The organism is Streptomyces sp. NPDC046261 (genome assembly GCF_040646235.1).
Classification (GTDB): Bacteria; Actinomycetota; Actinomycetes; order Streptomycetales; family Streptomycetaceae; genus Streptomyces.
Genome location: NZ_JBEYZU010000012.1, coordinates 97129 through 118839, shown reverse-complemented (window position 1 = coordinate 118839; position 21711 = coordinate 97129). Strand labels below are relative to the sequence as shown.

The window sequence follows — 21711 nt, the reverse complement described above, 5'->3', positions numbered from 1 at the left end:
GCGTGAGATCGCCATCGGCCCCCCGGCATGTCAGCCGCCGGGGGGACTGCGGCGCTCGCCCCAGAGCGGTGGGGCGGGCTTGGGCGGCCGGGCTCCGCTCCGGGCGAGTGCGAGCAGCCAGCTCAGGCCGGCGAGGGTGACGACGACGAGGCCACCGACCGAGAAGACGGTGAACAGGTGTTTCTGTTCGGCGGTGGGCTCGGGCAGATAGCCGTTGGCGAAGAGCTGAGTGTCCAGAGTGGTGCTGGTGAGCAGGATGACGAGCCATACCGCGATTCCGTGCATGGAGTCCCACAGAGCGTGCAGCATGGCGACGCCGAGATAGGTGCCCACGACAGGCGCGGTGAAGCGGAACCTGCCGCCCGGCTCGCGACAGGCGAGCAGCACGCCACCGGCGATGGCGGTCCACAGCCCGTGGCCGAAGGGGGCGAGCACTCCGCGCAGGATCTCGGTCTCGATCAGGGCGCGGAAGTTGAGCCCGTGGACGGTGGTGACCGCGTTGAAGGCGTAGCCGGCGCTTTCGAACGCGGCGAATCCGAAGCCGACCGCGGCGCCGAGGACGAGTCCGGCCCGGACCCCCGACACGTGCGGGTGGCGGCGGAGGACGAGCATCAGCGCGACGATCTTGACGGCTTCCTCGATCAGGCCGACGCCGAGGAACAGGCCCACCGACGGGTGCAGGAGATAGGCCTCCAGCACCGACGCGCCGAGCACACCGAGCAGGCCACCCAGCGCGAAGCACCCCAGGATCAGGCCGGCTCCGAGGGCGCGGCCGTCCCGTTCGTAGGCCCACAGGACGAATACCGTCGGCGTCAGGAAGCTGCCCAGCAGGATGAGCGTCGGCAGCAGGTTGGTGTTCCGTGTGCCGTAGGTGACCACGGCCGTGGCCGCCCACAGCAGTACCCCGCCGACCAGGCAACGCCACCACAGGCGCGTTCGCGCGGGCGGCACGCCCGGCGGCGGTGGGGGAGGCCCTGGAGCGTCACCGGGGCCGACGGGATGCGCCATAGGGGGTTCCTCCTGGTTTGCCTGCTTTGGGTTGATCTTAGGGCTGGCGGTGGGCGTGCCTGCCGCGTCCACGCCCCTGCTCTGCCCCGGCCGTCCGGGTGAGCCGCGTCTCACCCGGACGGCCGATGCTTGCCTATGAAACGAGTTGCATAGCAGGATCCGGGGTATGGCGCTCGAGCACGCGATCCTCGTCTCTCTGCTGGAGAAGCCGGGCTCCGGCTATGAGCTGGCCCGGCGGTTCGAGCGGTCCATCGGCTACTTCTGGACCGCCACCCATCAGCAGATCTACCGCGTCCTCAAGCGGATGGAGGGCGACGGCTGGATCGACGTCCGCGAGGTGCCGCAGCAGGGCAGGCCGGACAAGAAGGAGTACTCCGTCGCCGCCCTCGGGCGGGCCGCCCTCTCCCAGTGGCTGCACGAACCGATCGAGCCCGAGAGCGTCCGGCACGACCTCGCCGTGAAGATCCGGGGCGCGGCCTTCGACGACCCGGCCGCCCTCATCCGCGAGGTCGAGCGGCACCACCAGGCGCACACCGACCGGCTCACGCACTACCTCGCCGGGGAACTGCGCGACTTCACCGGACCCGAGGCCCCCACGACGCCCGACGCCGGACGGGAACTGCAACACGTCGTCCTGCGCGGCGGCATCGCCTACGAGCGGATGACGCTCGCCTGGCTCGACGACGTACTCGCCACGCTGTACCGGATCCGTGCCGAGCGCTGAACCCGGCGCCGAATCCGCCCCGTCCCCGTCCCTGTCCCCGCCCCGTCCCATCCCCAACCACCATTCCCAACTCCCGAGTCGGAGAGGCGAACCTCCATGACCGACCAGCTGCTGTTCAACCCGCGCACCTACGACCCCGCGCACTTCGACCCCGAGACCCGCAGGCTGCTGCGCGCCACCGTCGACTGGTTCGAGGAGCGCGGCAAGCGCAAGCTGATCGAGGACTACCGCTCCCGTGCCTGGCTGGCGGACTTCCTCGCGTTCTCCGCCAAGGAGGGGCTGTTCGCGACGTTCCTCACGCCCGCCGCGGCCGCCGCCGGCCAGGAGGACAAGCGCTGGGACACCGCCCGGATCGCCGCCCTCAACGAGATCTTCGGCTTCTACGGGCTCGACTACTGGTACGCGTGGCAGGTCACCATTCTCGGCCTCGGCCCGGTCTGGCAGAGCGACAACGCCGCCGCTCGCACCCGCGCGGCCGAGCTCCTCTCCCAGGGCGAGGTGTTCGCCTTCGGCCTGTCCGAGAAGACCCACGGCGCCGACATCTACTCCACCGACATGCTCCTGGAGCCCGAAGGCGACGGCGGCTTCCGGGCCAGCGGCTCCAAGTACTACATAGGCAACGGCAACGCCGCCGGGCTCGTCTCCGTCTTCGGCCGCCGCACCGACATCGAGGGGCCCGACGGCTACGTCTTCTTCGCCGCCGACAGCCGCCACCCGTCGTACCACCTCGTGAAGAACGTCGTCGACTCCTCGAAGTACGTCAGCGAGTTCCGCCTCGAGAACTACCCGGTCGCCGCCGACGACGTCCTGCACACCGGCCGCGCCGCCTTCGACGCCGCCCTCAACACCGTCAACGTCGGCAAGTTCAACCTCTGCACGGCCTCCATCGGCATCTGCGAGCACGCGATGTACGAGGCCGTCACCCACGCGCACAACCGCGTCCTCTACGGCCGCCCCGTGACCGCCTTCCCGCACGTGCGCCGCGAGCTGACCGACGCCTACGTCCGCCTCGTCGGGATGAAGCTCTTCAGCGACCGCGCCGTCGACTACTTCCGCTCCGCCGGTCCCGACGACCGCCGCTACTTGCTCTTCAACCCCATGACGAAGATGAAGGTGACCACGGAAGGCGAGAAGGTCATCGACCTGATGTGGGACGTCATCGCGGCCAAGGGCTTCGAGAAGGACACCTACTTCGCCCAGGCCGCCACCGAGATCCGGGGCCTGCCGAAGCTCGAGGGCACCGTCCACGTCAACCTCGCGCTGATCCTCAAGTTCATGGGCAACCACCTGCTGAACCCGGCCGAGTACGCGCCCGTGCCGACCCGCCTGGACGCGGCCGACGACGCGTTCCTCTTCCGGCAGGGACCGGCCCGCGGCCTCGGCGCCATCCGCTTCCACGACTGGCGCACCGCCTACGACGCCTACGCCGGCGTACCGAACGTGGCCCGCTTCCGCGAGCAGGCGGACGCGCTGTGCGAGTTCGTCACCACCGCGGCCCCCGACGAGGAGCAGAGCCGCGACCTCGATCTCCTCCTCGCCGTCGGCCAGCTGTTCGCGCTCGTCGTGCACGGCCAGCTGATCCTGGAACAGGCACGCCTGAGCGGCCTCGACGAGGACGTCCTCGACGAACTGTTCGCCGTCCTCGTCCGCGACTTCTCCGCGCACGCCGTCGAGCTCCACGGCAAGGACTCCGCCACCGAGGCCCAGCAGCACTGGGCCCTGGGCGCGGTCCGCCGCCCGGTCGTCGACGAGGCCCGCTCGGCGCGCGTATGGGAGCGCGTCGAGGCGCTGTCCGGGGCGTACGAGATGGCGCCGTAACACCGGAGGGAAAGGGACGCCGGTCCGCCACCGCGCGGGCCGGCGTGCCCGGCGGGGTTCGCGGCTGTCGGCGTGCGCGACGGCGGGAGTCGTGGAACGGTGAGCTGCGTGAGCCGCGCCGCTTCCCGGGCGCTGCAGGGTTGAGAATCGACGCGTCGAGGGGCCGGAGCATATGGCTGTCACACCGCTGACGAGCTTGACAGAGTTCGAGGTGGCCATCAGCCAGGACAAGCCTGTCGTGGTGGGCTTCTGTGCGACATGGGCCCCGCTCTGCCGGGTGATCGGCCCTGTCTTCGAACGGCTCTCCGGACTTCCCGAATACGCCGACACCGTCGACTTCCTCTCGGTGGACATCGACGGCGCGTTCGAGATCGCCCAGAAGGCGGGCGTCGGGCCCGTGCCCGTCTTCATGGCATTCCGCAAGGGCACCAAACTCGCCGAGGTCGTGGCACCCCATCCGCAGACACTGCGGGATCTGATCGACCAAGCACGCACGGGAAGCTCGTGACGGCACCCGTTCAGCCGTGGCGACCCCTGCCGGGCCGGCTGAAGAAGACGGTGAAGCCGGCAGGCAGCGCCCCCAACAGCACCTCGGTCCCCTCGTCGCCGACGGCATCACCGACGGCGCCGAGCACGGCTACCGCGTCGGCCGTCGCTTCCGGCTCCGAGGTGCCGAAAACGTGCGCGAGGCGTTCGACGAACTCCCCGCTGTCCCACGGGCGCGGCACGTCGTGTGCCTCGGCGAGCAGCGCCTCACCGGCCTCGCCGGGCAGCCGGGCCGGCGCCGGGACGGTCATCGTCTGGGACGAGGGCACCTACCGCAACGAGACCACCGGCCGCGACGGCAGCGAAGTGCCGATGGCCGAGGCACTGCGGCACGGCCACGCGTCGTTCTGGATGGACGGGAGCAAACTGCGCGGCGGATATTCGCTCACCAGGATGCGCGAAGGCCGCGACGAGGCATCGGTCCTGGTCAAACGGAAGGACCGGCACGCCGCCGCACACGGCTCACCCGACCCCGCCCGGGCCCGCTCGGCCCGTACGGGGCGCACCCTGCGGCAGGTACGGGCCGAGAGCGCCGCGGAGAGCGGGTGACCGGAAGGGGAACGCCATGAGGATCCGTGCCGGCCGGCATACCGTGGAGATCAGCCGCCCCGACAAGGTGCTCTTCCCCGCCGGCGGCACCCGTGGCCGTACCGGGGGCGGCACCGATGAGACCGCTCTCACCAAGGCCGATCTCGCCGAGTACTACCGCACGGCCGCCCGGCGCATGCTGCCGCATCTGCGCGGCCGGCCGCTGATGCTGGAGCGCTGCCCGGACGGGGTGGAGGGCGAGTGCTTCCTCCAAAAGGACGTCCCCGACTACTTCCCCGACTGGGTGCACCGTGCGGAACTCGCCAAAGAGGGCGGTACGGTCACCCACGTCCTCTGCGACGACACCGCGACCCTGGTCTACCTCGCCGGGCAGGCGTGCGTCACGCCGCACCGCTGGCTCGCCCGGGCCGACCGTCCGGACTGCCCCGACCGGCTGGTCATCGACCTCGACCCGCCCGGGCACGACTTCGCCCCCGTCAGGGAAGCGGCCCTGCTGCTGCGGGACCTGCTGGACGAACTCCGGCTGCCCTCCATGGTCATGACCACCGGATCGCGCGGCCTGCACGTCCTCGTCCCTCTGGACCGGCGCACGCCGTTCGACGACGTCCGCGCCTTCGCCCGCGACCTGGCGGACCTGCTCGCCGCCCGCCATCCGGACCGGCTGACCACCGAGCCGCGCAAAGCGGCCCGCCGGGGCCGCCTCTACCTCGACACCCAGCGCAACGCCTACGCCCAGACGGCCGTCGCCCCCTACGCCGTCCGGGCCCGGCCCGGCGCCCCCGTGGCCACCCCGCTGAGCTGGGACGAGGTCGACGAACCGGAGCTGACCTCGGACCGCTGGACCCTCACCACGATCGGCAGCCGCCTCGACCACGACCCCTGGCAGGACGACAGGACGGTACGCGGCCGGTCACTGGGACCGGCACGCCGCCGGCTCGAAGCGCTGCGCACAGGCGGCTGAGCGCCTCGCCGACGTCCCCTTCAAGCCCGCAGGCCCCTGGCGCCCCTTCAGTCACCTTCCCGGGCGGTCTTCCGCACGTCGTCGGCGATCTCCTTATCCAGTGCCGCCCTCACCAACGCGGCGGCGAACGCCGGGGCCTGCTCACGCTTGACCAGTCGGGCCAGTGCGCCGGGGTCGCGCGGCAGCCCCAGGCGTTCGGCTCCCTCACCGGCCTTGCCGCCGAAGCTCGGATACACCTCCGGCCACACGCCCTGCACCTCGCGCAGGAAGATGTCCGCGCCCGTCGGACCGAGCCCCGGAATCTCCTGCAGCAGCTTCCGCAGCCGCCCGGGATCGCCGTCCGCCTCCTCGCGCATGCGCCGGACGTCCCCGCGATAGCGGTCGAGCAGCAGCTGCGCGCCGTCGCCGAGCTGGGTGGCGGTGCGCTCGTCGTACCGGCGGTAGCCGCCCTTGCCCAGCGCGTCCACACGCTGCTGCCATGTGGCTCCGGCCATCCGCCGCGGGTCCTTCATCCCGGCCTCCGCCAGGCTGCGCGCGGTGTCGGCCGCGATGGACGCCCGGATACGCGCGCTGAGCAGGCAGGCGAGCACGACGAGCCGGTACAGCGGCTGCGGGGTGTCCCGCAGCCGGATGCCGGCCTCTTCGGCGTACGTCTGCCCGTGCGATCGCAGCAGCGCCGCGGCGATGTCCCGGTCCCCGGTGCTCATGGAACGAGTCTGCCGTGGCCCGGTCCCTTCCGGTCGACCGACGCCCCGGCGCGCGCCCCGCTTTGTGCCGGATGGATCACCTCCGCTGATGGGTCTCATCCTCCGGTGACGAGTCTCATCCTCCGGTGATGAGGAGGAGGAGACCCGCGACGACGAGTGCCACCTCGACGACGGCGACGAAGACGGGTACGGGGAGCCGGTCGGTGATCTTCTTGCCCGCCCAGGCCCCCGCGGCGGCCGCCGGGGCAAGGGCCAGGCCGGTCAGGGCACTGCTGGTGGTCAGGACGGCGACGGCGCCGAACACGAGCAGTTTGACCAGGTGCATCACCAGGGCGGCTGCGGCTTCGGTCCCGATGTAGGCGCCCCGTACCAGCCCGCGGGCCAGGAAGAACGGCGCGACCATGGGCCCGGCCGCCCCCATCAGGGCCGAGCCGAACCCGGACGCCGCACCGACGGCGGCGAAGGCGGTGTCGTCGAGCCTGAGGCTGCGGGGTCGCCAGCGGCGCCAGACGACCATGGCCAGGACGAGGGCGCCGATGACCCGCGTGAGGACGGGCAGCGAGACCGCGCTGAACAGGAGGGCACCCGCCACCGCCGCCGGCACGGCCCCCAGGGAGAACACCCGCACCAGACGGCGGTCGATCTCCCGGCGGTTGAACCACACCCGGCTCACCGTGCTGGCCAGCTGGGCGACGGTGAGGATGGCCACCGCGTCGCGGACACCGAAGACGGCGATGAAGACGGACAGCAGCAGCACGCCGCCCCCGAACCCGGCGACAGCCGACAGCACCGAGGTGGCGAACGTCGCCGCCACCACGAGCACGGCGGTCAGCACGGCGGTTTCCCGTCGGCGCAGGCAGCGGTTCGGGGCGACATCGCGGCTCACAGTACGGCGACAGCCCGCAGGAAGCCGGGCGCCGCACTGTCCGGGATGACCCAGGTGGCGTAGCGGGCTGTCGTCGGCGCCTCCTCACCTGAGTGAGTGATGGCGTCCCCGTGACAGGAATAGGACAATTCGCTCAGGGATGGTGCGCACCGTCCTCCCCTACGATCCCGCCGCACGGCGGGATCGGCCGATGAGCAGGGAGGGCGAATGACCATGTATGCGATCGTGGCCGCGCGTCGATGCGCCGGCGCGGTGCTCGCCGCCGGGTGGCTCGCGTTCGGACCAGTGCCCGCCGCCGTCGCGGCGGAACCCGCGGCCACCACACTCGTCCGCTGTTCCGGCAGTTTCGGAATGACGGTCGGCGGGTTCGTCGGGGACGCCCAGGGCAGCGGGGATCTCACCTGCACCGCGCCCGGCCGGCCCGACATCACGTCCGCCGAGATCAGGATGCGGGGCTCGTTCTCCGTGTCGGGGTCCACGGTGACGACCGAGACGCAGGACACCCTCACCTTCAACACCGGTGAGACGACGGCCCTCGAGATGACCAGAACCTTCGTCACGAATGCCGGGCAGGCATCGGAGTCCGGCAGCGGCACCACCACGTCCGGTGCCTTCCACCCCGCCACGGAGACCGAGTCGGGGAGCGGCACCGCACGTTCGGGCGGCGACGTCACGATTTTCACCATCGACCAGGGATTCACCGCTGAGCTGCAGCGATGATCCAGGCCGGATGATCCTGGGCCGCCGCTGTCCACGCGGCCGTGCGCGGTACGTCAGGTGCCGTTCCGGCGCTGGTCGCTGCTGTTCAGGCGGAGCCGGTGGGTGTGGTGGGTGATGTCGTCGACGCGCGCCGCGAGGTCCGGGTGGCCGGCCCGCAGGTAGGCATGGGTGCCGGCGAGGGGAGCGACGAGTCGGGCGGCGTCGTTGTCGGCGAGGGCGCGGGTGAGGTGGGCCAGGGGGACGCGGGCGTCGGCGGGGAGGTCGGTGAGCGCGGTGATCTGACCGGCGAGCTGGCGCAGGCCGGCGGCGTTGTCGCGGGCCCACGCGCTGACGGTCCGGTCGGCGGCACGGCGGTCACGGGTGGCCTGCACGCGCTGTTCGCCGGTGGTGCCGGGGGTCCCCGGGCGGACGCGAAGGTAGCGGCGTTCGGCGGCCTGGCGGCTCGCGACGCCGAGGGGGTGAGCCAGGTCGGCCCAGCTCGCCCCCGCCTCCCGGGCCGCTTCGATCAGCCCCGGCTCCCACCCGGCGAGCTGGTCGCGCACCTCGCGCAGCAGCAGCAGCGCGGCCAGTGCCTGCTCGGAGCTGGCGGGGGAGGACTCCGGCCGCTGCCCGTCCTGCGGGGTCCGGGCGGCGCGCAGCGCCTCCTCGATCGTGCTCAGCGCTGTCTTCGCGGCGAGGAACGACGTCGGCGTCGGGCCGGGGGCGCGGGGCTCGGTCGGCTGGTCGGCAGCGGTCATGGAGCTCCTCCGCGGGGTGTCGAGTCGTGCGTCGAGTGGCGTGTCGCTCTCCCGACGACATCCTCCTTGTCATCACTTGGATGACATGTTACAACGGGTGGGAGGTGAAGCGCATGAGCACACAGTGCGTGACAGCTGGAGGTGTTTCGTGATGTTGATGCGCACCGACCCCTTCCGCGATCTCGACCGGCTCGCCCAGCAGCTGCTGAACCAGAGCGGCACCTGGTCGAGGCCCTCGGCGATGCCGATGGACGCCTATCGTGAAGGTGATGACTACGTCATCGCCCTCGACCTGCCCGGTGTCTTCCCGGACGCGATCGACATCGACGTCGAGCGGAACATGCTGACGGTCAAGGCCGAGCGCCGGCCGACGGTCAAGGCCGACGAGGTGCAGATGGAGCTCTCCGAGCGTCCCGTGGGCGTCTTCTCCCGCCAGCTGATGCTGGCCGACACCCTGGACACCGAGCACGTCAAGGCCGACTACGAGGCGGGTGTTCTGACCCTGCGCATTCCGATCAGCGAGCGCGCCAAGCCCCGCAAGATCGCCATCGGCGGGGGCGGCGGGAAGCAGCAGATCACCGGCTGAGGCGCTTCCCCGCCGCGTGCCGGCGCAGGCGGGGGGACGGGCCCCGCCGGCCCGTCCCCCTCGCACCGCCGCAGTCAAGAGCGGACAGCAGGGGGGACAGCAAGGGGACAGTCATGGCCATGCGATGGGAGGCGTTCCTCGATCAGGTGCGGGAACGCGGCGAGTACGACACGCACCAGGAAGCAGAACGAGCCGCGCGTACGGTTCTGGCGCTGCTGGGCGCGCACCTCGTGGGCGAGGTACGGGCCGAACTGGCCGCCCGCCTGCCCGAAGCGTTCGCGCTCATCCTGCTCAACCCGCTGCAGGCGAGTGAACCGCTGCCTCCCGAGCGATTCGTGCGCGCCACCGCGGCGTGGATCGAGGGAGCCACCGAACAGACCGCGACGTGGGACGTCGGCGCCGTGCTCAGCGTGACCGCGGACGCCGCGGGCGAAGACCTCACCCGCCGTGTCCTGCTGCAGCTCCCGCCGGGCTACGACCTGCTCTTCGGCCGCCCCCAGCGCGGATAGCGGCTCATATCCCGAAGACCCATGGACGAGAAAGGTAACTTCGCCACCGATGATCTCCCCGTACGAGCCGTGCCGGTCCACGGAGGGCATGACGTTCGACCAGATGCTGGAGAGGGTGAGGTACGAGGGCGCGTACCCCACCCGCGAACGAGCCGCGCAGGCCGTGCACGCCGTGCTGGCCGCGCTGGGCCGGCAGCTCACCGGCGACGAACGCGTCGAGCTCGCGTCCCGGCTGCCCCTCGAGGCCGCCCTCACCTTCACCGGTCAGATTCCCCGCCCCGAGCCCCTCACCGGCTGGGGCTTCGTGAAGGACCTCGCCACCCGCACCGGTGGCACCCTCGCCACGACCCGTTGGGACACCGGCACCGTCTTCCACCTCGTGGCGCAGCTCGCCGGTGACGCACTCCTCAACCGTATCCTCGCCCAACTCCCCTCCGGCTACGCGCTCTTGTTCGGCCGCGCCGAACTCGTCCAGCCCGCTTGACGCCGTCTCCGGGGGAGGGGGAGCGGCTCGCCCTGTACGCCCAGTGGAGTACTTCTCACGGGCCATCAGGTCTCACACGGCCCTGAGAATCATCAGGGTCGACGCTCCCTCCCGGAGGGGGAGCCGCGCTGTACTTGCGGGGGACGCCCCGCTGGGGCCGGGCTGCGACGCTGTTGCGCAGCGGGCTGGTGGGAACGCCCCGGCCCTGGGAGGGGACAGAGATGAACGACAGCCAGCCAAGGGCCCGGCACGGGCGTCGTGCGGTTCTGAGGGCGGCCGCCGCCGCGCTCGCCGGTGCGACCGTACTCGCGCTCGCACCGGTGGCGTCAGCCGCCCCGGCCCCGTCGACGCCGGTCTCGGACGGTCGTCACCAGCCCGTCGACCTGGGGGCGGACCTCAGAGCATTGGTCGACAAGGCCGGCGCGACGGCCGCGCTCGCCGAGCTGCGCGACCGCGGCCGTATCGCATGGCGGGGAGCGGCCGGAAAGGCCGACCTCACGACCGGCGAACGGGCCCGTGCCGACGGCAGGTTCAGGATCGGCAGCGTCACCAAGACCTTCGCCGCCGCCGTGACGCTTCAATTGGTCGCCGAGAAGAAGGTCCGTCTGGACGATCCCATCCAGCGGTACCTGCCCGGCGTCGTACCCAACGGCGCGAACATCACCGTGCGCCAGCTGCTCAACCACACCAGCGGCCTCTTCGACTACACCGACGACCCGGAATTCGCTCTCGACGACGAGGCGAGCGTGCGCCGGTACCTGGCGGAGGGGCGGTGGACGACCTACAGCGCACGGCACCTGGTCGACGTCGCCAACCAGCACGACCCCTACTTCGCGCCCGGGCAGGGCTGGAAGTACTCCAACACCAACTACATCCTGGTGGGGATGCTGATCGAAAAGGTCTCCGGCAGTACGTGGCAGCGCGAGGTGGACCGGCGCGTGATCCGCCCGCTGCGACTGGACGACACCAGCATGCCCACCACGTCCACGCGCATCCCCGGCCCGCACGCCAAGGCGTACCTGCCCTTGCCGGAGGGCCCGGCCGACGTCAGCCGGATCAACACCACCGTCGCCGGCGCGGCCGGCGCCGGCATCTCCTCCACCCACGACCTCAACCGCTTCTACGCGGCGCTCTTCGGCGGCCGGCTCCTGCCGGCAGCCCAGCTCGCCGAGCTGAAGAAGACCGTCCCCGCACCCGACCTGGGCGCCGAGTACGGCCTCGGCGTGATCCGCTACGACACGGCCTGCGGCCCTGTATGGGGCCACCTCGGAGGCATCGCCGGATACTCGACGGTGATGCTCGGCAACGAGAACGGCAGCCGCAGCCTGGCACTGTCGAACACCCCCTACGGCAAGGACGCCTCGGGGGGCGCGGTGTTCGAAGCCCTGCTGGACAAGGCGCTCTGCGGCTCGGCGGACAAGCCGACGAAGGGGCGACTGCCGCTTCGCGGCGCGCTCAACATCCTGCGATAGGGGAGACCGACAGGCAGTTCTACAGGCAGACCGACAGGCCCTTGGGTGCCCGGTCACGCGCGGCCGTCGGCCCCCTGGGGCCTGTCCGACTGATGATCCTCTGGGGAGGTGCTGGAGCGGCCAACTCGCTGCGTGGGACAGCAGGTTGGACTTGCCGGTCCAATTCCGGCGACCTACCGTGCTGCCATTCGCGGGCGACGCGCCCGCTTGCGCAGAGAGGCGTCATCCATGCACGCGATCCGTATCGAGGAGCACGGCGGTCCCGAGGTCATGCGCTGGACCGAGCTGCCGGACCCCTCACCCGGGCCCGGTGAGGCGCTGGTGCGGCTCGGCGCCGCCGGGGTGAACTACATGGACATCGGCGCCCGCGCGCAGGGCGGCCCGGGCTGGACGGCCCCCGCGATCCTCGGCGCCGAGGGAATGGGCTACGTCACCGCCCTCGGCGAAGGGGTACGGGACCTGGCCGTCGGCGACCGGGTGGCCTGGTTCTACCACCCGGGCAGCTACGCCGAGATGATCGCCATACCGGCGGACTCGCTGGTCAAGGTGGCCGACGGTGTCAGTGACGAGACGGCCGCCGCCGTGATGATGCAGGGCCTGACCGCCAGCCACCTGAGCACCGAGACCTATCCGATCGCCCCCGGCGACACCGCCGTGGTGCACGCGGCGGCGGGCGGAGTGGGCCGGCTGCTGACGCAGATGGTCAGGGCACGCGGCGGCCGTGTGATCGGCCTGGTCTCCCGCGAGGAGAAGGCGCCTGTCGCGAGGGAGGCCGGCGCCGACCACGTGCTGGTCCACTCCGGCGGCGGCTTCGAGGAACGGATCAGGGAGCTGACCGGCGGACGGGGAGCCGACGTCGTCTACGACGGCGGCGGCACGGGGACGTTCCGCTCCTCCCAGCTGGCCCTGCGCCCGCACGGGGTGCACGCCTACTACGGCCCCTTCATGGGCGTCCCGACCCTGCGGCCCACCGATCTGCCCAACAGCATCCTGCTGACCTACCCCGTGGTGCACCACCACGTCGCCACCCGCGAGGCCCTGCTGCGACGGACCGGCGAGGTGTTCGACCTGGTCCTGAACGGGCGGCTCGCACCGCGCGTCACCGGCCGCTACGCCCTCGCGGACGCGGCCCGGGCCCACGCCGACATCGAGTCGCGCCGGACCACCGGCAAGCTGCTGCTCCTGCCCTGACCGACTGCCATGGGATGCCACAACTCGCACCAGGAGGACACGTGCCGTTGACCCGCAAGGGCGCCGCGACCAGGCAGCGCATCGTCGAGGGCGCCGCCGGGCAGATCAGGGAACAGGGCGTGTTCTCGCTGCGGCTCGAGGACGTCATGGCCCGCACGGCGACCAGCAAGAGCCAGCTCTTCCACTACTTCCCCGGCGGGAAGGACGAACTGCTCCTCGCCGTGGCCCGGCACGAAGCGGCCCGGGTGATGGACGACCAGCAGCCCGAGCTGGGCTCGCTCACCTCCTGGACGGCCTGGTACCAGTGGCGCGACAAGGTCGTCGCCCGCTACCGCGAACAGGGCACCGACTGCCCCCTGCACGCGGCCCTCTCCCAGCTGGGCACGGCCTCCGACGCCGCGCGGACCGTGGCCGGCGAACTACTCGCCCAGTGGCAGCAGCAACTCGCCGCCGGCATCCGCCACATGCGGGACAGCGGCGAGACCGCCCCCCACCTGGACGCCGACCGCGAGGCCGCGGCCCTCCTGGCCGGCATCCAGGGCGGCGTACTGATCCTCCTCACCACGGGCAGCACCGCCCACCTGGAGGCCGCCCTCGACCTGGGGCTCGCCCACCTGGGCGCCCCCGGACACCACCGGGACCGTTGAAACGGATGCCCCTACGATCTCCACGGTTCCCTCGTGGGGGTTGCTCCGGCTGTGGTGAGGAGATCGGCCGTTTCAGGGTGGGGGCCGTTGTTCGCCCAGTCCAGGGGCGACCAGCCCGTACCGTGATCTTCACGAAGGTTCGGATCGGCGCCGTGCGCCAACAGTTCACGCACCGTTTCGGTGTGCCCCCAGCATGCGGCTGCGCACAACGGCGTGCCCTCCGAGCCGGGTCCGCCACTCTCGGCGTCGGGAAAGGCCCCGGCCGCCAACAGCAGACGGGCGATCCCGGCTTTCCCGTTCACGCATGCCTCATATAGAGGGGTGGTGCCCTCACTGTCCCGTCGCTCCGGGTCGACTCCGGCCCGCAGAAGCGTCTTGGCGCGGGCGGTGTCACCCATCCAAATCGCTTCGAAGAGATGGCGGGAGAGCTTCTTCCGCCGCCGCTGGTTCATGGAGGCAGAGGTTAGCGACCCCGCACCACCAGATGCACCTAGGGCGCGCCCATTACAGTCGGCGCCATGGAGAGACGTGTGATGCCCCTGGTGCGGGCACTGGACGCGGGCGGTGTGGTCGTGGACGAGCCTTCCGCAACAGCCGTGCACGACTTGCTGGCCGACCTGTCCGGGAACTGCCCTTACCTCGTCGTCGAGCGGACCGACCGGGAGCCTACCGGCCAGCACTACATTCAGGCCTGCCTGAACGACGACGGTAGCTACACGGTCGAGTACCGCGAGGGCGACCCGGGACGGCATTTCGTGGGGCACCTTCCCGCCCAGTCCTCCCTCGACGGCGTCGAGCCACTCGCCCGCATCATGAACGACTGGGCGCGGGGCGGCGTGGAGTGGCGGAGGGCGCTGGACTGGGCTCCGTTGACTTGACCATGACGCCTGCGGAACGGCTTGCGGGGTGATGCGTCCGGCTGGGTGCGGTGCGGTTGCCGCTGATGGGTTCCCGGGGTGCTTAGGGTGTGGGGCTGTGGACCTGGACGACGACCTGCGCCGGCTGAGCCGTGAGCAACTGGAGGCCGAGGTGCGACGGCTGCGCGCGGGCATTCGCGCGCACCGGGACAGTTCGGGGCACGACTTGTGCTGGCACCACCCGCAGCTGTGGGGCCTGCTGCCGGAGCGGGTGGAGCCGGACGTGGCGGTGCCGCCTTGGCCGCGATTCATGCGTGGCTGCGTCCGCTACCGGGAGTCGCTGGCGAGCGAACTGCCGGACGCGCCGATTCACGACGAGGAGTACGGCGGGTAGTACGGCCTTCGGGGAGCGGCGGCGGTAGCGGTCAGCCGATGCCGGCGGATCCGCAGGCATCGGCGATCGCCCGGGTGTCCCAGTAGAAGGGACGGACCTCGACGATCCGGCCCTGCTCGACCTTGATCGTCTGCAGGATCGGGAAGTCGAGTTCCCGTCCGGTGGCGCGAGCACGGGCACGGACTCGCGTGAGAACCACCGTGGTCTCACCTATGGCGAGGAACTCCTGCTCCGCCATGTCGAACGACTCCCACGTCCGGGCCATCGCGAGGAAGAACCGTTCCATGCCCGAATGCCCGCGCCAGGTCCCGCCATAGGGAAGCGCTTCGGCTTGATGCAGCACGACATCGGGCGCGAAGAACGGAGCGAGCAGACCGAATGAAGCTGTGCCTGGCCCTCCCGCCGCCAGGTACTCCGTCTCGGCCGCATACATACCGGTGAGAACGGCGGCCACGGAGGCCGTCTCGGATGAAGGTGTCATGCCGCCACTGTGATCAACCAAGGTGACCCGCGCTGGCGGCGATCAGACGTCGACTTCTGGCCGCGTGATCGTCCATTCCTTCGTCACTCCGGTCCCTTCCGGCTCGGCGACAGCCGTTGTCTGTCAACGGTATTGCGCCATGCCGTCTGAAAGCGCACCATCACAGTGGCCGTGATGACGCAGTGCCGACGGAAGGGACCCCAGAGGAGAATGGGCGCTCTGGTGACGTATGTCGCCGTGGGTTCGAGGGCAGCGGTCGCTGTGGTTTTTCTTCTCGCGGCGGCATCCAGAATCGGCCGCCGCAGGCGCGCGGCCTTCCGCGCCACGGTGACCGGACTGGTGCCCGGTGCGCGCGGCACCTCCGCTCACGCTCTCGCGGCTGGGGTGACCGTGGTGGAAGGGACAGTGGTCCTCTTACTGGCCCAGCCCAGCGGGCCTGCGGGCGTCGCCGGACTCGTTCTGGCCATCGCCGCGCTCATGGTGTTCACCTATGTCATCGCGGCCGGGATCCGCCGGAGTACGACCACGCGTCCGGTCTCCGGCGCTCACGTCACCCGCAACGTCCTGCTGCTGGCCGTGTCAGGACTCGGCCTGGCGGCCTCCCTCGCCGACGGCGCCGGGGCCGCGGCGCCCGCCGGACTCTGGGCGGCCGTCGGGGCAGGGGCTCTGCTCGGTCTCGTTCTGACAGCCATGGACGATCTGACGGACCTGCTTCCCAGCCTCCGATGAGGAGCCGGCCGCCTGCTGTGAGGAGCGGTCAAAGCCGTCAACTGCCCGGCGGCGGCAACAGCGTGGGGTTCTCGCCGTTGAGAATCCGCGCCGTTCGGTGCTTGAGGTGTTCGGTCCATTCCGGGTGCGTCAGGACGTAGAAGCGCTCCTCGCGCATCGCCCGCACCACCTCCTCGCCGACGCTTCGCGGGCTGAGGCCGAGCTTGAATGCCCGCCGGGCTGCCTCGACGGACCAGTCCCTCGGCCACGGCCCCGCATCCGCGAAACGGGCCGGCCGATTGCGCTGCGAATGGAAGATGTTCGTGTCGACCAGGCCGGGGCACAGCACGGATACCCGCGGCTTGAAACCACCATCGACGAGTTCGAGATGTACGGTCTCCGACAGCGCGACAACGGCCGACTTCGTCGCGCCGTACAGCGAGCCACCCGTCATCAGGCCCGCTACCGACGCCGTGTTGACGATGTGCGCCTCCTCGTCCTGCTCGATCATGGCGGGGAGAAAGGCACGGATTCCGTGCACGACGCCCATCAGGTTCACCCCGAGGATCCAGGCCCAGTCGTCGAGCGTGCTTTCCCAGCTCGGCTTGCTGCCGGCATAGACGCCCGCGTTGTTGCACAACACATGGACGGCGCCGTACTTCTTGAGCGCGGAATCGGCGAGCGACGTGACATCTTCCGCTTCCGAGACATCGGCCACTACCGCATGTACGTTCGCACCCGCGTCGCGCAGGTCGCCGGTGGTGGAATGAAGCGCGGCCTCCTCCACATCGCTCAGCACCACACGCATTCCCGCGTCTGCGAACGCCTCTGCCATTCCGCGACCGATACCGCTTGCCGCACCGGTGATGACGGCGACTTTGTTCTCCAGTTCGTCCATTTCCCCTCCGTATCGCGCCGGGGTCACGTCAGGTTCCCCCAGATTAGGGAACGAGCGGTCGCGCAACATCGGCCTCGGGGCCGATGCCACCCAGCTCCCCCTCGGTTACGGTGAAAGTGGCGGAGGAAGGCCATGCGGCCGCCCGCCGGCGGCACCCACACCCACCCGCCCCGCAGTTCAGCGAACAAGACATCCTCTGTCTGCTTTGAAGCCACTGCTTCACCTCGGCATCCCAACTTGGCTCGTATGGGACTAGGTTGTGGCGGTTGTCGTCCGGTGACAACCAAGAGGCGAGGGAGACGGGGATGGGTGTTGTGAGCACGGAGAAGATCGAGATCGTCCGGGCGGACGAGACACATCTGGCGGATGTCGTGGCGCTTGCCGAGTCCCGCCGCCTGGACGCATCCGACGCCGCGGCCGCCGGCCGTGACGGATTTCTCGTCTCCGACTACACGCTGGACGACTACCGGGGCCGGCTCACCAGCGCCGAACACTTCTGGGTCGCCAAAAAGGGCGGCGAGGTGGTCGGCTTCCTCCTCGCGTACAGCGATGAGCGGCTGGAGCCGGAGGAGTGGCTGAATCACCGCATCAAGACGGCCCTCGGCTCGTTCCTGGTGATCAAGCAGGTGTGCGTCTCGCGGCGCGCCGCTCGTCAGGGTGTCGCCTCACGGCTCTACCACCACGTACTCGAGCAGTGGCTTGCCAGTCCGGTGATCGCCGCGGTGGTGAGCGAGCCGTACAACGAGGCGTCGTCGCAGTTCCACCGGAAGCTCGGCTTCGAGGAGCTCACCCGGCTGACCCCGCCCGACGGGCGACAGCGCACGGTGTGGGTCTGGCGCAAGCCGCGCGAGGCCATGCTCCAGTGCCAGTACGCGGTCGCGGTGGACCTCTACAAGCACGAGGACACCACCAACTGGCACAAGTTGAACAACTTCTTCTACATCACGGCCGGCATGGCGGCCGCCGTGGCGGTGTCGCTCGGCAAGGACGGCGCCGAGTCGAAGGAGGTGGCACGCAGCCTCGCGTTGATCATCACGGTGATCGGATTCGGCTGTTCGGTGGCCTTCTCGCAGATGCTGCGGTTCGGCCGGCGCTATCTGCTGGCCCGCAAGAACGCGGTCATGGACCTCGAGGAGTACATGGCCTGGCACGGTGGCCAGCGGATAGTGGGCAGACAGACGGAGACGGCGGAGAACAGCTGGCTGAAGTCCTCACCGACCGGCGCGATCATGGTGATGCTGCCGCTGCTGGTGGCCCTCTGCTGGGTGGCCATGGCCGGGGTGATCATCGCCATGTGACGAGGATCCGGGCCGGGGAGAGCGGGCCACCGCGATCGGGGCCGGGGGAGAGCGGGCCGCCGCGGCGCTGCGCCGCCGCGGGCGCCCATGCGAAGATCCCTTCGCTGATGTGCCCTGTTCCCACCACGGAAGGTGACGATGTACGCGATATCCCTGGGCGACGACGGCGCGCAGCTGCGGCCGCTCGAGCCGTGGCAGGCCGCGGAGTTCCTGGCCCACATCGACCGGGGACGGGAGTTCATCGGGCAGCACAACGCGCTGCCCGACGTCGTCACGGACCTGGAGTCGAGCCGGGCGTTCCTCCAGGCCTACGCGCGGAAGACCGCGGCCGACACCGGGCGGCTGTACGGCATCTGGACGGACGGCACCCTGGTCGGCGCTGTCCTCTTCCGGAGGATGGACGTCGAGCAGGGCACCGCCGAGGCGGGCTGCTGGCTGGAGCCGTCGGCCGTCGGCAAGGGGCTGGTGACCCGGGCCGTGCGCGTGATCATCGATTGGGCCGTCGAAGAGCGCGGCGTTCACCGCGTGGAGTGGTGGGTCTCGGCGACGAACGAGCCCAGCATCGCGGTGGCCCGCCGGCTCGGGATGACGAAGGACGGCGTGCTGCGGGAGAGCTACCTGTACCGGGGGAAGCGGCACGACGAGGAGATCTGGTCGGTGCTCGCGCCGCAGTGGCGGGCCGCCAGACAGGCGTGTTGAGCTCAATGCGCTAGGCCGTCGGATATTCGGTGGGGCGGCCACCGGCCTTCCGTCATGATGAGTCCTTATGACCCTCGTCCTGCCGCCCCGGCTCACCGCCTCGGCGGAGCTGGTGCGCGATGCCGCCCGTCATCGCGGTCTGCGCACGGTGCAACTGCCCACGTTCGCGGTACCCGACGGCGTGCGTGCCCAGTACGTGCACGCCGGGCCGGGTTTCGCGGACGCGGTGGCACCCGTACTGGGCATCGCCCTGCTGCAGGCGCCCGCGGACTGGCTGGCGCGCCTGCCGCGGGAGTTCACGCGGCGGGAGATCCTCGCCATGCCGATCCGCGAGGCGTACGCCCTGCGCCGGCCCGCGTTCATCAAGTCGCCCAACGACAAGGGCATACCGGCGTTGGTCTACACCGACGGCTCCCGGTTGCCCGGCCCGGACGAGGTGGACCCGCGGACGCCGGTGCTGGTCAGCGACGTGGTGGAATTCGCCGCCGAGTACCGGCTGCACCTGCTCGACGGCATCGTGCACACCGGCAGCCAGTACGCCGAGAGGGGCAAGCCGCGCCTGGGGCCGCTGTCACCGGAGGCGTTGGCCTTCGGCGCTGAGCTGCTGGCCGGTTGCGGCCATACGCTGCCTACCGCCATCGTCGTCGACGTGGGAGTGACCGACGGACGCTGGGCGGTGATCGAGGCCAACGCCGCTTGGGCGAGCGGGCTGTACACCGCCGACCCGCGGCGAGCCCTCGACGTCATCCTCCAGGCCACCGGACCGGCCAGTGCCGTCACCGCACGGAACCGCCCCTACCTCCGCACACCAGCCGGATCACCGCCGCGGCCCGCCGTCCACGCTCCGTAGACGTGGGAGCGTTCGGTATCCGGAAGGTCAGGGAGCAGGGCGGAGAGGCCGGGTCAGGCTGCTCGGGCGCTGCTGTCGGTCAGCGTGCTGATGGCCTTGCCGAGGGTGTGCTGTTCGTCCTCCGGCAGCCATCGGGCGGCGTGGACCATGTGCAGGGCCGTGGCAAGCCGTACCCGGTCCTCCTCCCTTCCGAGATCCGCGAGGTAGGCGGGCAGTATCAGGCCCAGGGCCTTGAGGTCGCCGCGTTCGCGGAACGTGGTCAAGAGGGCGGTCAGGAGGGCGTCGGCGGCTCGCGGCCCGGTCGCCCCGGTGGCGCGCAGTCCCTCGGCGATCGCCATCCGGGTCCAGTCGGCGTACTGCCCTGGCGGCACCGCGTCGATGTGGGCGGCGGCCAGCTCGAAGTGCTCGCGCGCCTTGCCGGGTTCGTCGAGGTCCCCGTACGCCTTGGCGATGTTCAGATGCAGGGACGGGTAGAAGCCGGTGACCCGGTCGTCGCCGACCAGGTCCGCGCGGCCGAGGCACTCCAGATTCCAGTGCAGCGTCTGACGGGGTGTGGGCTGGTGCCGCGCGAGGTAGTGGGCGGCGACGCACGCCTCGTAGTCGTCGCCGGCGCTCTCCCACGCCTGCTGGAAGAGGGCGCGGGCGTCGGTGCCCCGGCCTTCGGCCTCGGCCCGCATGCCCCGGGCGCACAGCTGGACGACGGGGTTGTGGGGGTCCATGGTCTCGCTCTCTCGATCGATTCGGTGCAGCGTCACGCGTCGGTCGGGGTGTCGCGGACCGGCATGACCAAAGTGGTGAAACTTCCCTGGTCGGCGGAGCGGACGACCACGGGTCGCGCTGCCGACGAGATCTCCAGCAGGACGTCGGGGCCGACGCCGGCGTCGAGCGCGGGGAGAAGCACTCCCGGGTCGAAGGCGATGCGCACAGGCGCCCCTGTGCAGACGGCGGAAGGTCTGGATGTGACCGGTCCGCGGGACGCGACGGTGAGCCGCTGTTCGTCGGTGCGCAGGGTGATCGGCCCGTCGTGTCCGGCCTCGGCGATCGCCGCGCGAAGGGCGGCACGGTCGGCGATGATCCGGTGCCGGGCGTCCGGCAGGTTGTCCAGGATCATCTGGTAGTCGGGAAACGTCTCCTCGAGGGTGGTCAGGTCACGTGCGGTACCGTCGCCGCGCAGCCGCACGCCCCGCTGGTCCACCTCGATGCTGACGTCCGGCAGACGCATGGCCCAGGACGCGATGTCCTTCAGCTCCGGGACGGCGACCAGGAGGCGGCACGGGTCGCCCTCGAAGAAGGAGGGCCGCAGGACACGGACCGCCAGACGGTAGCGGTCCGTGGCGACCAGCCGCACTTCCTGGCGTTCGAGTTCGATCAGGACACAGCCGAGTACCGGGAACTCCTCCCGTACACAAGCGGACGCCACCGCCGGGGCGACCTGGCGTACGGCGCTGGCCAGCTCTGCTCCACCGAGCCGCACCGTGGCCCGGTGCGTACCGCCCGGCAGTTCGCGGAGGATGTCCTCGATCGCCGACTGGGCCGACGCCGCGGTCTCGCGTGCCTTCCTTGCGTGCGCTTCCAGAAGGGCGCGGGCCTCCTCGCGGGTACCGTCGAGGAGGACCGAGGCATCCGTGAGCGGTATCCCGGCTTCGCGCAGGCGCCGCGTCAGGACCGCACGGGTTTCCTGGTGCGGGGCGTAGTAGCGGTAGCCGGTCGCCTCGTCCACGTAGGCGGGGCGCAGCACGTCGCAGTCGTCGTAGAACCGCAGGGCGCTGGGCGCCAGCCCCACCCGGCGTGCGAAGGCGCCGATGGTCATCAGCGCGTCGGTGTCGTCCATGCGGGCGATTGTCGGCGTTCAAGCGGCTTGAAGGTCAAACAGGCCCCCGGACAGGAAGAGAAGGTCACGGTGCGCGGCTCAGCCGCGCATAATGCCGTAGGCCCTGCCCGCGGCCGTGAGTCCTGTACCGCAGGACGGGCGCCGTCAGGG

General features: G+C 70.8%; 28 protein-coding genes. 18 read left to right on the top strand and 10 right to left on the bottom strand.

The features are described 5' to 3' along the window. Positions 1-30: 30 nt before the first annotated feature. Positions 31-1008 (bottom strand): PrsW family intramembrane metalloprotease, encoded by a 978-nt coding sequence (locus tag ABZ956_RS21380; RefSeq protein ID WP_361895820.1) that lies wholly within the window; start codon positions 1006-1008, stop codon positions 31-33. A 166-nt stretch (positions 1009-1174) separates the two neighbouring features. On the opposite strand from ABZ956_RS21380, the gene ABZ956_RS21375 reads away from it, so the two are divergent. The 3 genes from ABZ956_RS21375 to ABZ956_RS21365 all read left to right on the top strand — a co-directional run bounded on the left by ABZ956_RS21375 (position 1175) and on the right by ABZ956_RS21365 (position 4058). Next, a complete protein-coding gene (locus tag ABZ956_RS21375; RefSeq protein WP_361895817.1) occupies positions 1175-1732 on the top strand; it encodes a PadR family transcriptional regulator in 558 nt (185 codons plus the stop codon). A gap of 96 nt (positions 1733-1828) precedes the next feature. After that, the gene (locus ABZ956_RS21370; protein ID WP_361895814.1) at positions 1829-3550 is read left to right on the top strand and encodes an acyl-CoA dehydrogenase family protein; all 1722 of its coding nucleotides are present in this window, start codon (positions 1829-1831) and stop codon (positions 3548-3550) included. A gap of 196 nt (positions 3551-3746) precedes the next feature. After that, positions 3747-4058 (top strand): thioredoxin family protein, encoded by a 312-nt coding sequence (locus ABZ956_RS21365; RefSeq protein WP_361895811.1) that lies wholly within the window; start codon positions 3747-3749, stop codon positions 4056-4058. A gap of 10 nt (positions 4059-4068) precedes the next feature. Here the strand turns inward: ABZ956_RS21365 and ABZ956_RS21360 are convergent, their stop codons facing one another. Continuing rightward, positions 4069-4365: a DUF2267 domain-containing protein gene (locus tag ABZ956_RS21360; RefSeq protein WP_361895808.1), complete on the bottom strand. Its 297-nt coding sequence runs from the start codon at positions 4363-4365 to the stop codon at positions 4069-4071. Between ABZ956_RS21360 and ABZ956_RS21355 the strand changes: the two genes are divergently transcribed. Both ABZ956_RS21355 and ligD read left to right on the top strand, forming a co-directional pair. After that, entirely contained in the window at positions 4259-4645 is a 387-nt protein-coding gene (locus ABZ956_RS21355; protein WP_361895991.1) for a DNA polymerase ligase N-terminal domain-containing protein, read from the top strand. The two genes, ABZ956_RS21360 and ABZ956_RS21355, sit on opposite strands and share 107 nt — an antisense overlap. 16 nt (positions 4646-4661) lie before the next feature. Beyond that, a complete protein-coding gene (ligD, locus tag ABZ956_RS21350; RefSeq protein ID WP_361895805.1) occupies positions 4662-5606 on the top strand; it encodes a non-homologous end-joining DNA ligase in 945 nt (314 codons plus the stop codon). Positions 5607-5653: 47 nt separating this feature from the next. Here ligD and ABZ956_RS21345 read toward each other — a convergent pair whose 3' ends face one another. After that, positions 5654-6313 carry an endonuclease gene (locus tag ABZ956_RS21345; protein ID WP_361895802.1) on the bottom strand — a complete coding sequence of 220 codons (660 nt, stop codon included), beginning with the start codon at positions 6311-6313 and terminating at the stop codon, positions 5654-5656. 115 nt (positions 6314-6428) lie between these two features. Further along, positions 6429-7148 carry a sulfite exporter TauE/SafE family protein gene (locus ABZ956_RS21340; protein WP_361895799.1) on the bottom strand — a complete coding sequence of 240 codons (720 nt, stop codon included), beginning with the start codon at positions 7146-7148 and terminating at the stop codon, positions 6429-6431. A 258-nt stretch (positions 7149-7406) separates the two neighbouring features. On the opposite strand from ABZ956_RS21340, the gene ABZ956_RS21335 reads away from it, so the two are divergent. Further along, a complete protein-coding gene (locus tag ABZ956_RS21335; RefSeq protein ID WP_361895796.1) occupies positions 7407-7919 on the top strand; it encodes a hypothetical protein in 513 nt (170 codons plus the stop codon). A gap of 53 nt (positions 7920-7972) precedes the next feature. Here the strand turns inward: ABZ956_RS21335 and ABZ956_RS21330 are convergent, their stop codons facing one another. Further along, on the bottom strand, positions 7973-8656 hold the full coding sequence (locus ABZ956_RS21330) for a type III effector protein (RefSeq protein ID WP_361895793.1): 684 nt from the start codon (positions 8654-8656) through the stop codon (positions 7973-7975). A gap of 151 nt (positions 8657-8807) precedes the next feature. Between ABZ956_RS21330 and ABZ956_RS21325 the strand changes: the two genes are divergently transcribed. The 6 genes from ABZ956_RS21325 to ABZ956_RS21300 all read left to right on the top strand — a co-directional run bounded on the left by ABZ956_RS21325 (position 8808) and on the right by ABZ956_RS21300 (position 13545). Further along, the gene (locus ABZ956_RS21325; RefSeq protein ID WP_361895790.1) at positions 8808-9242 is read left to right on the top strand and encodes an Hsp20/alpha crystallin family protein; all 435 of its coding nucleotides are present in this window, start codon (positions 8808-8810) and stop codon (positions 9240-9242) included. Positions 9243-9355: 113 nt separating this feature from the next. Beyond that, positions 9356-9751, top strand: coding sequence for a DUF2267 domain-containing protein (locus tag ABZ956_RS21320; protein WP_361895787.1), 396 nt, complete (start codon positions 9356-9358; stop codon positions 9749-9751). A gap of 49 nt (positions 9752-9800) precedes the next feature. Beyond that, on the top strand, positions 9801-10235 hold the full coding sequence (locus tag ABZ956_RS21315; protein ID WP_361895784.1) for a DUF2267 domain-containing protein: 435 nt from the start codon (positions 9801-9803) through the stop codon (positions 10233-10235). A gap of 221 nt (positions 10236-10456) precedes the next feature. After that, the gene (locus ABZ956_RS21310) at positions 10457-11707 is read left to right on the top strand and encodes a serine hydrolase domain-containing protein (protein WP_361895781.1); all 1251 of its coding nucleotides are present in this window, start codon (positions 10457-10459) and stop codon (positions 11705-11707) included. A gap of 228 nt (positions 11708-11935) precedes the next feature. Further along, the gene (locus ABZ956_RS21305; RefSeq protein ID WP_361895778.1) at positions 11936-12898 is read left to right on the top strand and encodes a quinone oxidoreductase; all 963 of its coding nucleotides are present in this window, start codon (positions 11936-11938) and stop codon (positions 12896-12898) included. A gap of 41 nt (positions 12899-12939) precedes the next feature. Beyond that, entirely contained in the window at positions 12940-13545 is a 606-nt protein-coding gene (locus tag ABZ956_RS21300) for a TetR/AcrR family transcriptional regulator (protein WP_361895775.1), read from the top strand. An 11-nt stretch (positions 13546-13556) separates the two neighbouring features. Here the strand turns inward: ABZ956_RS21300 and ABZ956_RS21295 are convergent, their stop codons facing one another. Continuing rightward, a complete protein-coding gene (locus ABZ956_RS21295) occupies positions 13557-13997 on the bottom strand; it encodes an ankyrin repeat domain-containing protein (protein WP_361895772.1) in 441 nt (146 codons plus the stop codon). 66 nt (positions 13998-14063) lie between these two features. Here ABZ956_RS21295 and ABZ956_RS21290 point away from each other — a divergent pair, with 66 nt between their 5' ends. Together ABZ956_RS21290 and ABZ956_RS21285 are read left to right on the top strand one after the other, a co-directional pair. After that, entirely contained in the window at positions 14064-14423 is a 360-nt protein-coding gene (locus ABZ956_RS21290; protein ID WP_361895769.1) for a hypothetical protein, read from the top strand. Between the two features lie 97 nt (positions 14424-14520). Beyond that, positions 14521-14796: a hypothetical protein gene (locus ABZ956_RS21285; protein WP_361895766.1), complete on the top strand. Its 276-nt coding sequence runs from the start codon at positions 14521-14523 to the stop codon at positions 14794-14796. A gap of 31 nt (positions 14797-14827) precedes the next feature. Here ABZ956_RS21285 and ABZ956_RS21280 read toward each other — a convergent pair whose 3' ends face one another. Beyond that, the gene (locus ABZ956_RS21280) at positions 14828-15277 is read right to left on the bottom strand and encodes a nuclear transport factor 2 family protein (RefSeq protein WP_361895763.1); all 450 of its coding nucleotides are present in this window, start codon (positions 15275-15277) and stop codon (positions 14828-14830) included. 174 nt (positions 15278-15451) lie between these two features. On the opposite strand from ABZ956_RS21280, the gene ABZ956_RS21275 reads away from it, so the two are divergent. Then, positions 15452-16006: a MauE/DoxX family redox-associated membrane protein gene (locus tag ABZ956_RS21275; RefSeq protein WP_361895760.1), complete on the top strand. Its 555-nt coding sequence runs from the start codon at positions 15452-15454 to the stop codon at positions 16004-16006. Positions 16007-16043: 37 nt separating this feature from the next. On the opposite strand, the gene ABZ956_RS21270 is transcribed toward ABZ956_RS21275, so the two are convergent. Then, entirely contained in the window at positions 16044-16883 is an 840-nt protein-coding gene (locus ABZ956_RS21270; protein WP_361895757.1) for an SDR family NAD(P)-dependent oxidoreductase, read from the bottom strand. Between the two features lie 305 nt (positions 16884-17188). Here ABZ956_RS21270 and ABZ956_RS21265 point away from each other — a divergent pair, with 305 nt between their 5' ends. The 3 genes from ABZ956_RS21265 (at position 17189) to ABZ956_RS21255 (ending at position 19730) form a co-directional block, all read left to right on the top strand. Next, entirely contained in the window at positions 17189-18181 is a 993-nt protein-coding gene (locus ABZ956_RS21265; protein ID WP_361895754.1) for a GNAT family N-acetyltransferase, read from the top strand. A 138-nt stretch (positions 18182-18319) separates the two neighbouring features. Further along, positions 18320-18880, top strand: a complete 561-nt coding sequence (locus ABZ956_RS21260; RefSeq protein WP_361895751.1) for a GNAT family protein — start codon at positions 18320-18322, stop codon at positions 18878-18880. A 67-nt stretch (positions 18881-18947) separates the two neighbouring features. After that, positions 18948-19730, top strand: coding sequence for an ATP-grasp domain-containing protein (locus ABZ956_RS21255; protein WP_361895748.1), 783 nt, complete (start codon positions 18948-18950; stop codon positions 19728-19730). 53 nt (positions 19731-19783) lie between these two features. On the opposite strand, the gene ABZ956_RS21250 is transcribed toward ABZ956_RS21255, so the two are convergent. Together ABZ956_RS21250 and ABZ956_RS21245 are read right to left on the bottom strand one after the other, a co-directional pair. Next, complete coding sequence (locus tag ABZ956_RS21250) at positions 19784-20449, bottom strand: hypothetical protein (protein WP_361895745.1); 666 nt, start codon at positions 20447-20449, stop codon at positions 19784-19786. Positions 20450-20481: 32 nt separating this feature from the next. Then, positions 20482-21561 (bottom strand): MerR family transcriptional regulator, encoded by a 1080-nt coding sequence (locus ABZ956_RS21245; protein ID WP_361895742.1) that lies wholly within the window; start codon positions 21559-21561, stop codon positions 20482-20484. Between the last annotated feature and the right edge of the window lie 150 nt (positions 21562-21711).

Bases quoted from the DNA above. Each gene is read 5' to 3' on its own strand.
- ABZ956_RS21345 (WP_361895802.1), bottom strand. From the start codon at position 6,313: ATGAGCACCGGGGACCGGGACATCGCCGCGGCGCTGCTGCGATCGCAC.
- ABZ956_RS21325 (WP_361895790.1), top strand. From the start codon at position 8,808: ATGTTGATGCGCACCGACCCCTTCCGCGATCTCGACCGGCTCGCCCAG.
- ABZ956_RS21380 (WP_361895820.1), bottom strand. From the start codon at position 1,008: ATGGCGCATCCCGTCGGCCCCGGTGACGCTCCAGGGCCTCCCCCACCG.
- ligD (WP_361895805.1), top strand. From the start codon at position 4,662: ATGAGGATCCGTGCCGGCCGGCATACCGTGGAGATCAGCCGCCCCGAC.
- ABZ956_RS21280 (WP_361895763.1), bottom strand. From the start codon at position 15,277: ATGACACCTTCATCCGAGACGGCCTCCGTGGCCGCCGTTCTCACCGGT.
- ABZ956_RS21265 (WP_361895754.1), top strand. From the start codon at position 17,189: ATGGGTGTTGTGAGCACGGAGAAGATCGAGATCGTCCGGGCGGACGAG.
- ABZ956_RS21250 (WP_361895745.1), bottom strand. From the start codon at position 20,449: ATGGACCCCCACAACCCCGTCGTCCAGCTGTGCGCCCGGGGCATGCGG.
- ABZ956_RS21245 (WP_361895742.1), bottom strand. From the start codon at position 21,561: ATGGACGACACCGACGCGCTGATGACCATCGGCGCCTTCGCACGCCGG.
- ABZ956_RS21305 (WP_361895778.1), top strand. From the start codon at position 11,936: ATGCACGCGATCCGTATCGAGGAGCACGGCGGTCCCGAGGTCATGCGC.
- ABZ956_RS21270 (WP_361895757.1), bottom strand. From the start codon at position 16,883: ATGGACGAACTGGAGAACAAAGTCGCCGTCATCACCGGTGCGGCAAGC.
- ABZ956_RS21310 (WP_361895781.1), top strand. From the start codon at position 10,457: ATGAACGACAGCCAGCCAAGGGCCCGGCACGGGCGTCGTGCGGTTCTG.
- ABZ956_RS21320 (WP_361895787.1), top strand. From the start codon at position 9,356: ATGGCCATGCGATGGGAGGCGTTCCTCGATCAGGTGCGGGAACGCGGC.
- ABZ956_RS21375 (WP_361895817.1), top strand. From the start codon at position 1,175: ATGGCGCTCGAGCACGCGATCCTCGTCTCTCTGCTGGAGAAGCCGGGC.
- ABZ956_RS21275 (WP_361895760.1), top strand. From the start codon at position 15,452: ATGACGCAGTGCCGACGGAAGGGACCCCAGAGGAGAATGGGCGCTCTG.
- ABZ956_RS21315 (WP_361895784.1), top strand. From the start codon at position 9,801: ATGATCTCCCCGTACGAGCCGTGCCGGTCCACGGAGGGCATGACGTTC.
- ABZ956_RS21295 (WP_361895772.1), bottom strand. From the start codon at position 13,997: ATGAACCAGCGGCGGCGGAAGAAGCTCTCCCGCCATCTCTTCGAAGCG.
- ABZ956_RS21260 (WP_361895751.1), top strand. From the start codon at position 18,320: ATGTACGCGATATCCCTGGGCGACGACGGCGCGCAGCTGCGGCCGCTC.
- ABZ956_RS21290 (WP_361895769.1), top strand. From the start codon at position 14,064: ATGGAGAGACGTGTGATGCCCCTGGTGCGGGCACTGGACGCGGGCGGT.
- ABZ956_RS21335 (WP_361895796.1), top strand. From the start codon at position 7,407: ATGACCATGTATGCGATCGTGGCCGCGCGTCGATGCGCCGGCGCGGTG.
- ABZ956_RS21330 (WP_361895793.1), bottom strand. From the start codon at position 8,656: ATGACCGCTGCCGACCAGCCGACCGAGCCCCGCGCCCCCGGCCCGACG.
- ABZ956_RS21370 (WP_361895814.1), top strand. From the start codon at position 1,829: ATGACCGACCAGCTGCTGTTCAACCCGCGCACCTACGACCCCGCGCAC.
- ABZ956_RS21255 (WP_361895748.1), top strand. From the start codon at position 18,948: ATGACCCTCGTCCTGCCGCCCCGGCTCACCGCCTCGGCGGAGCTGGTG.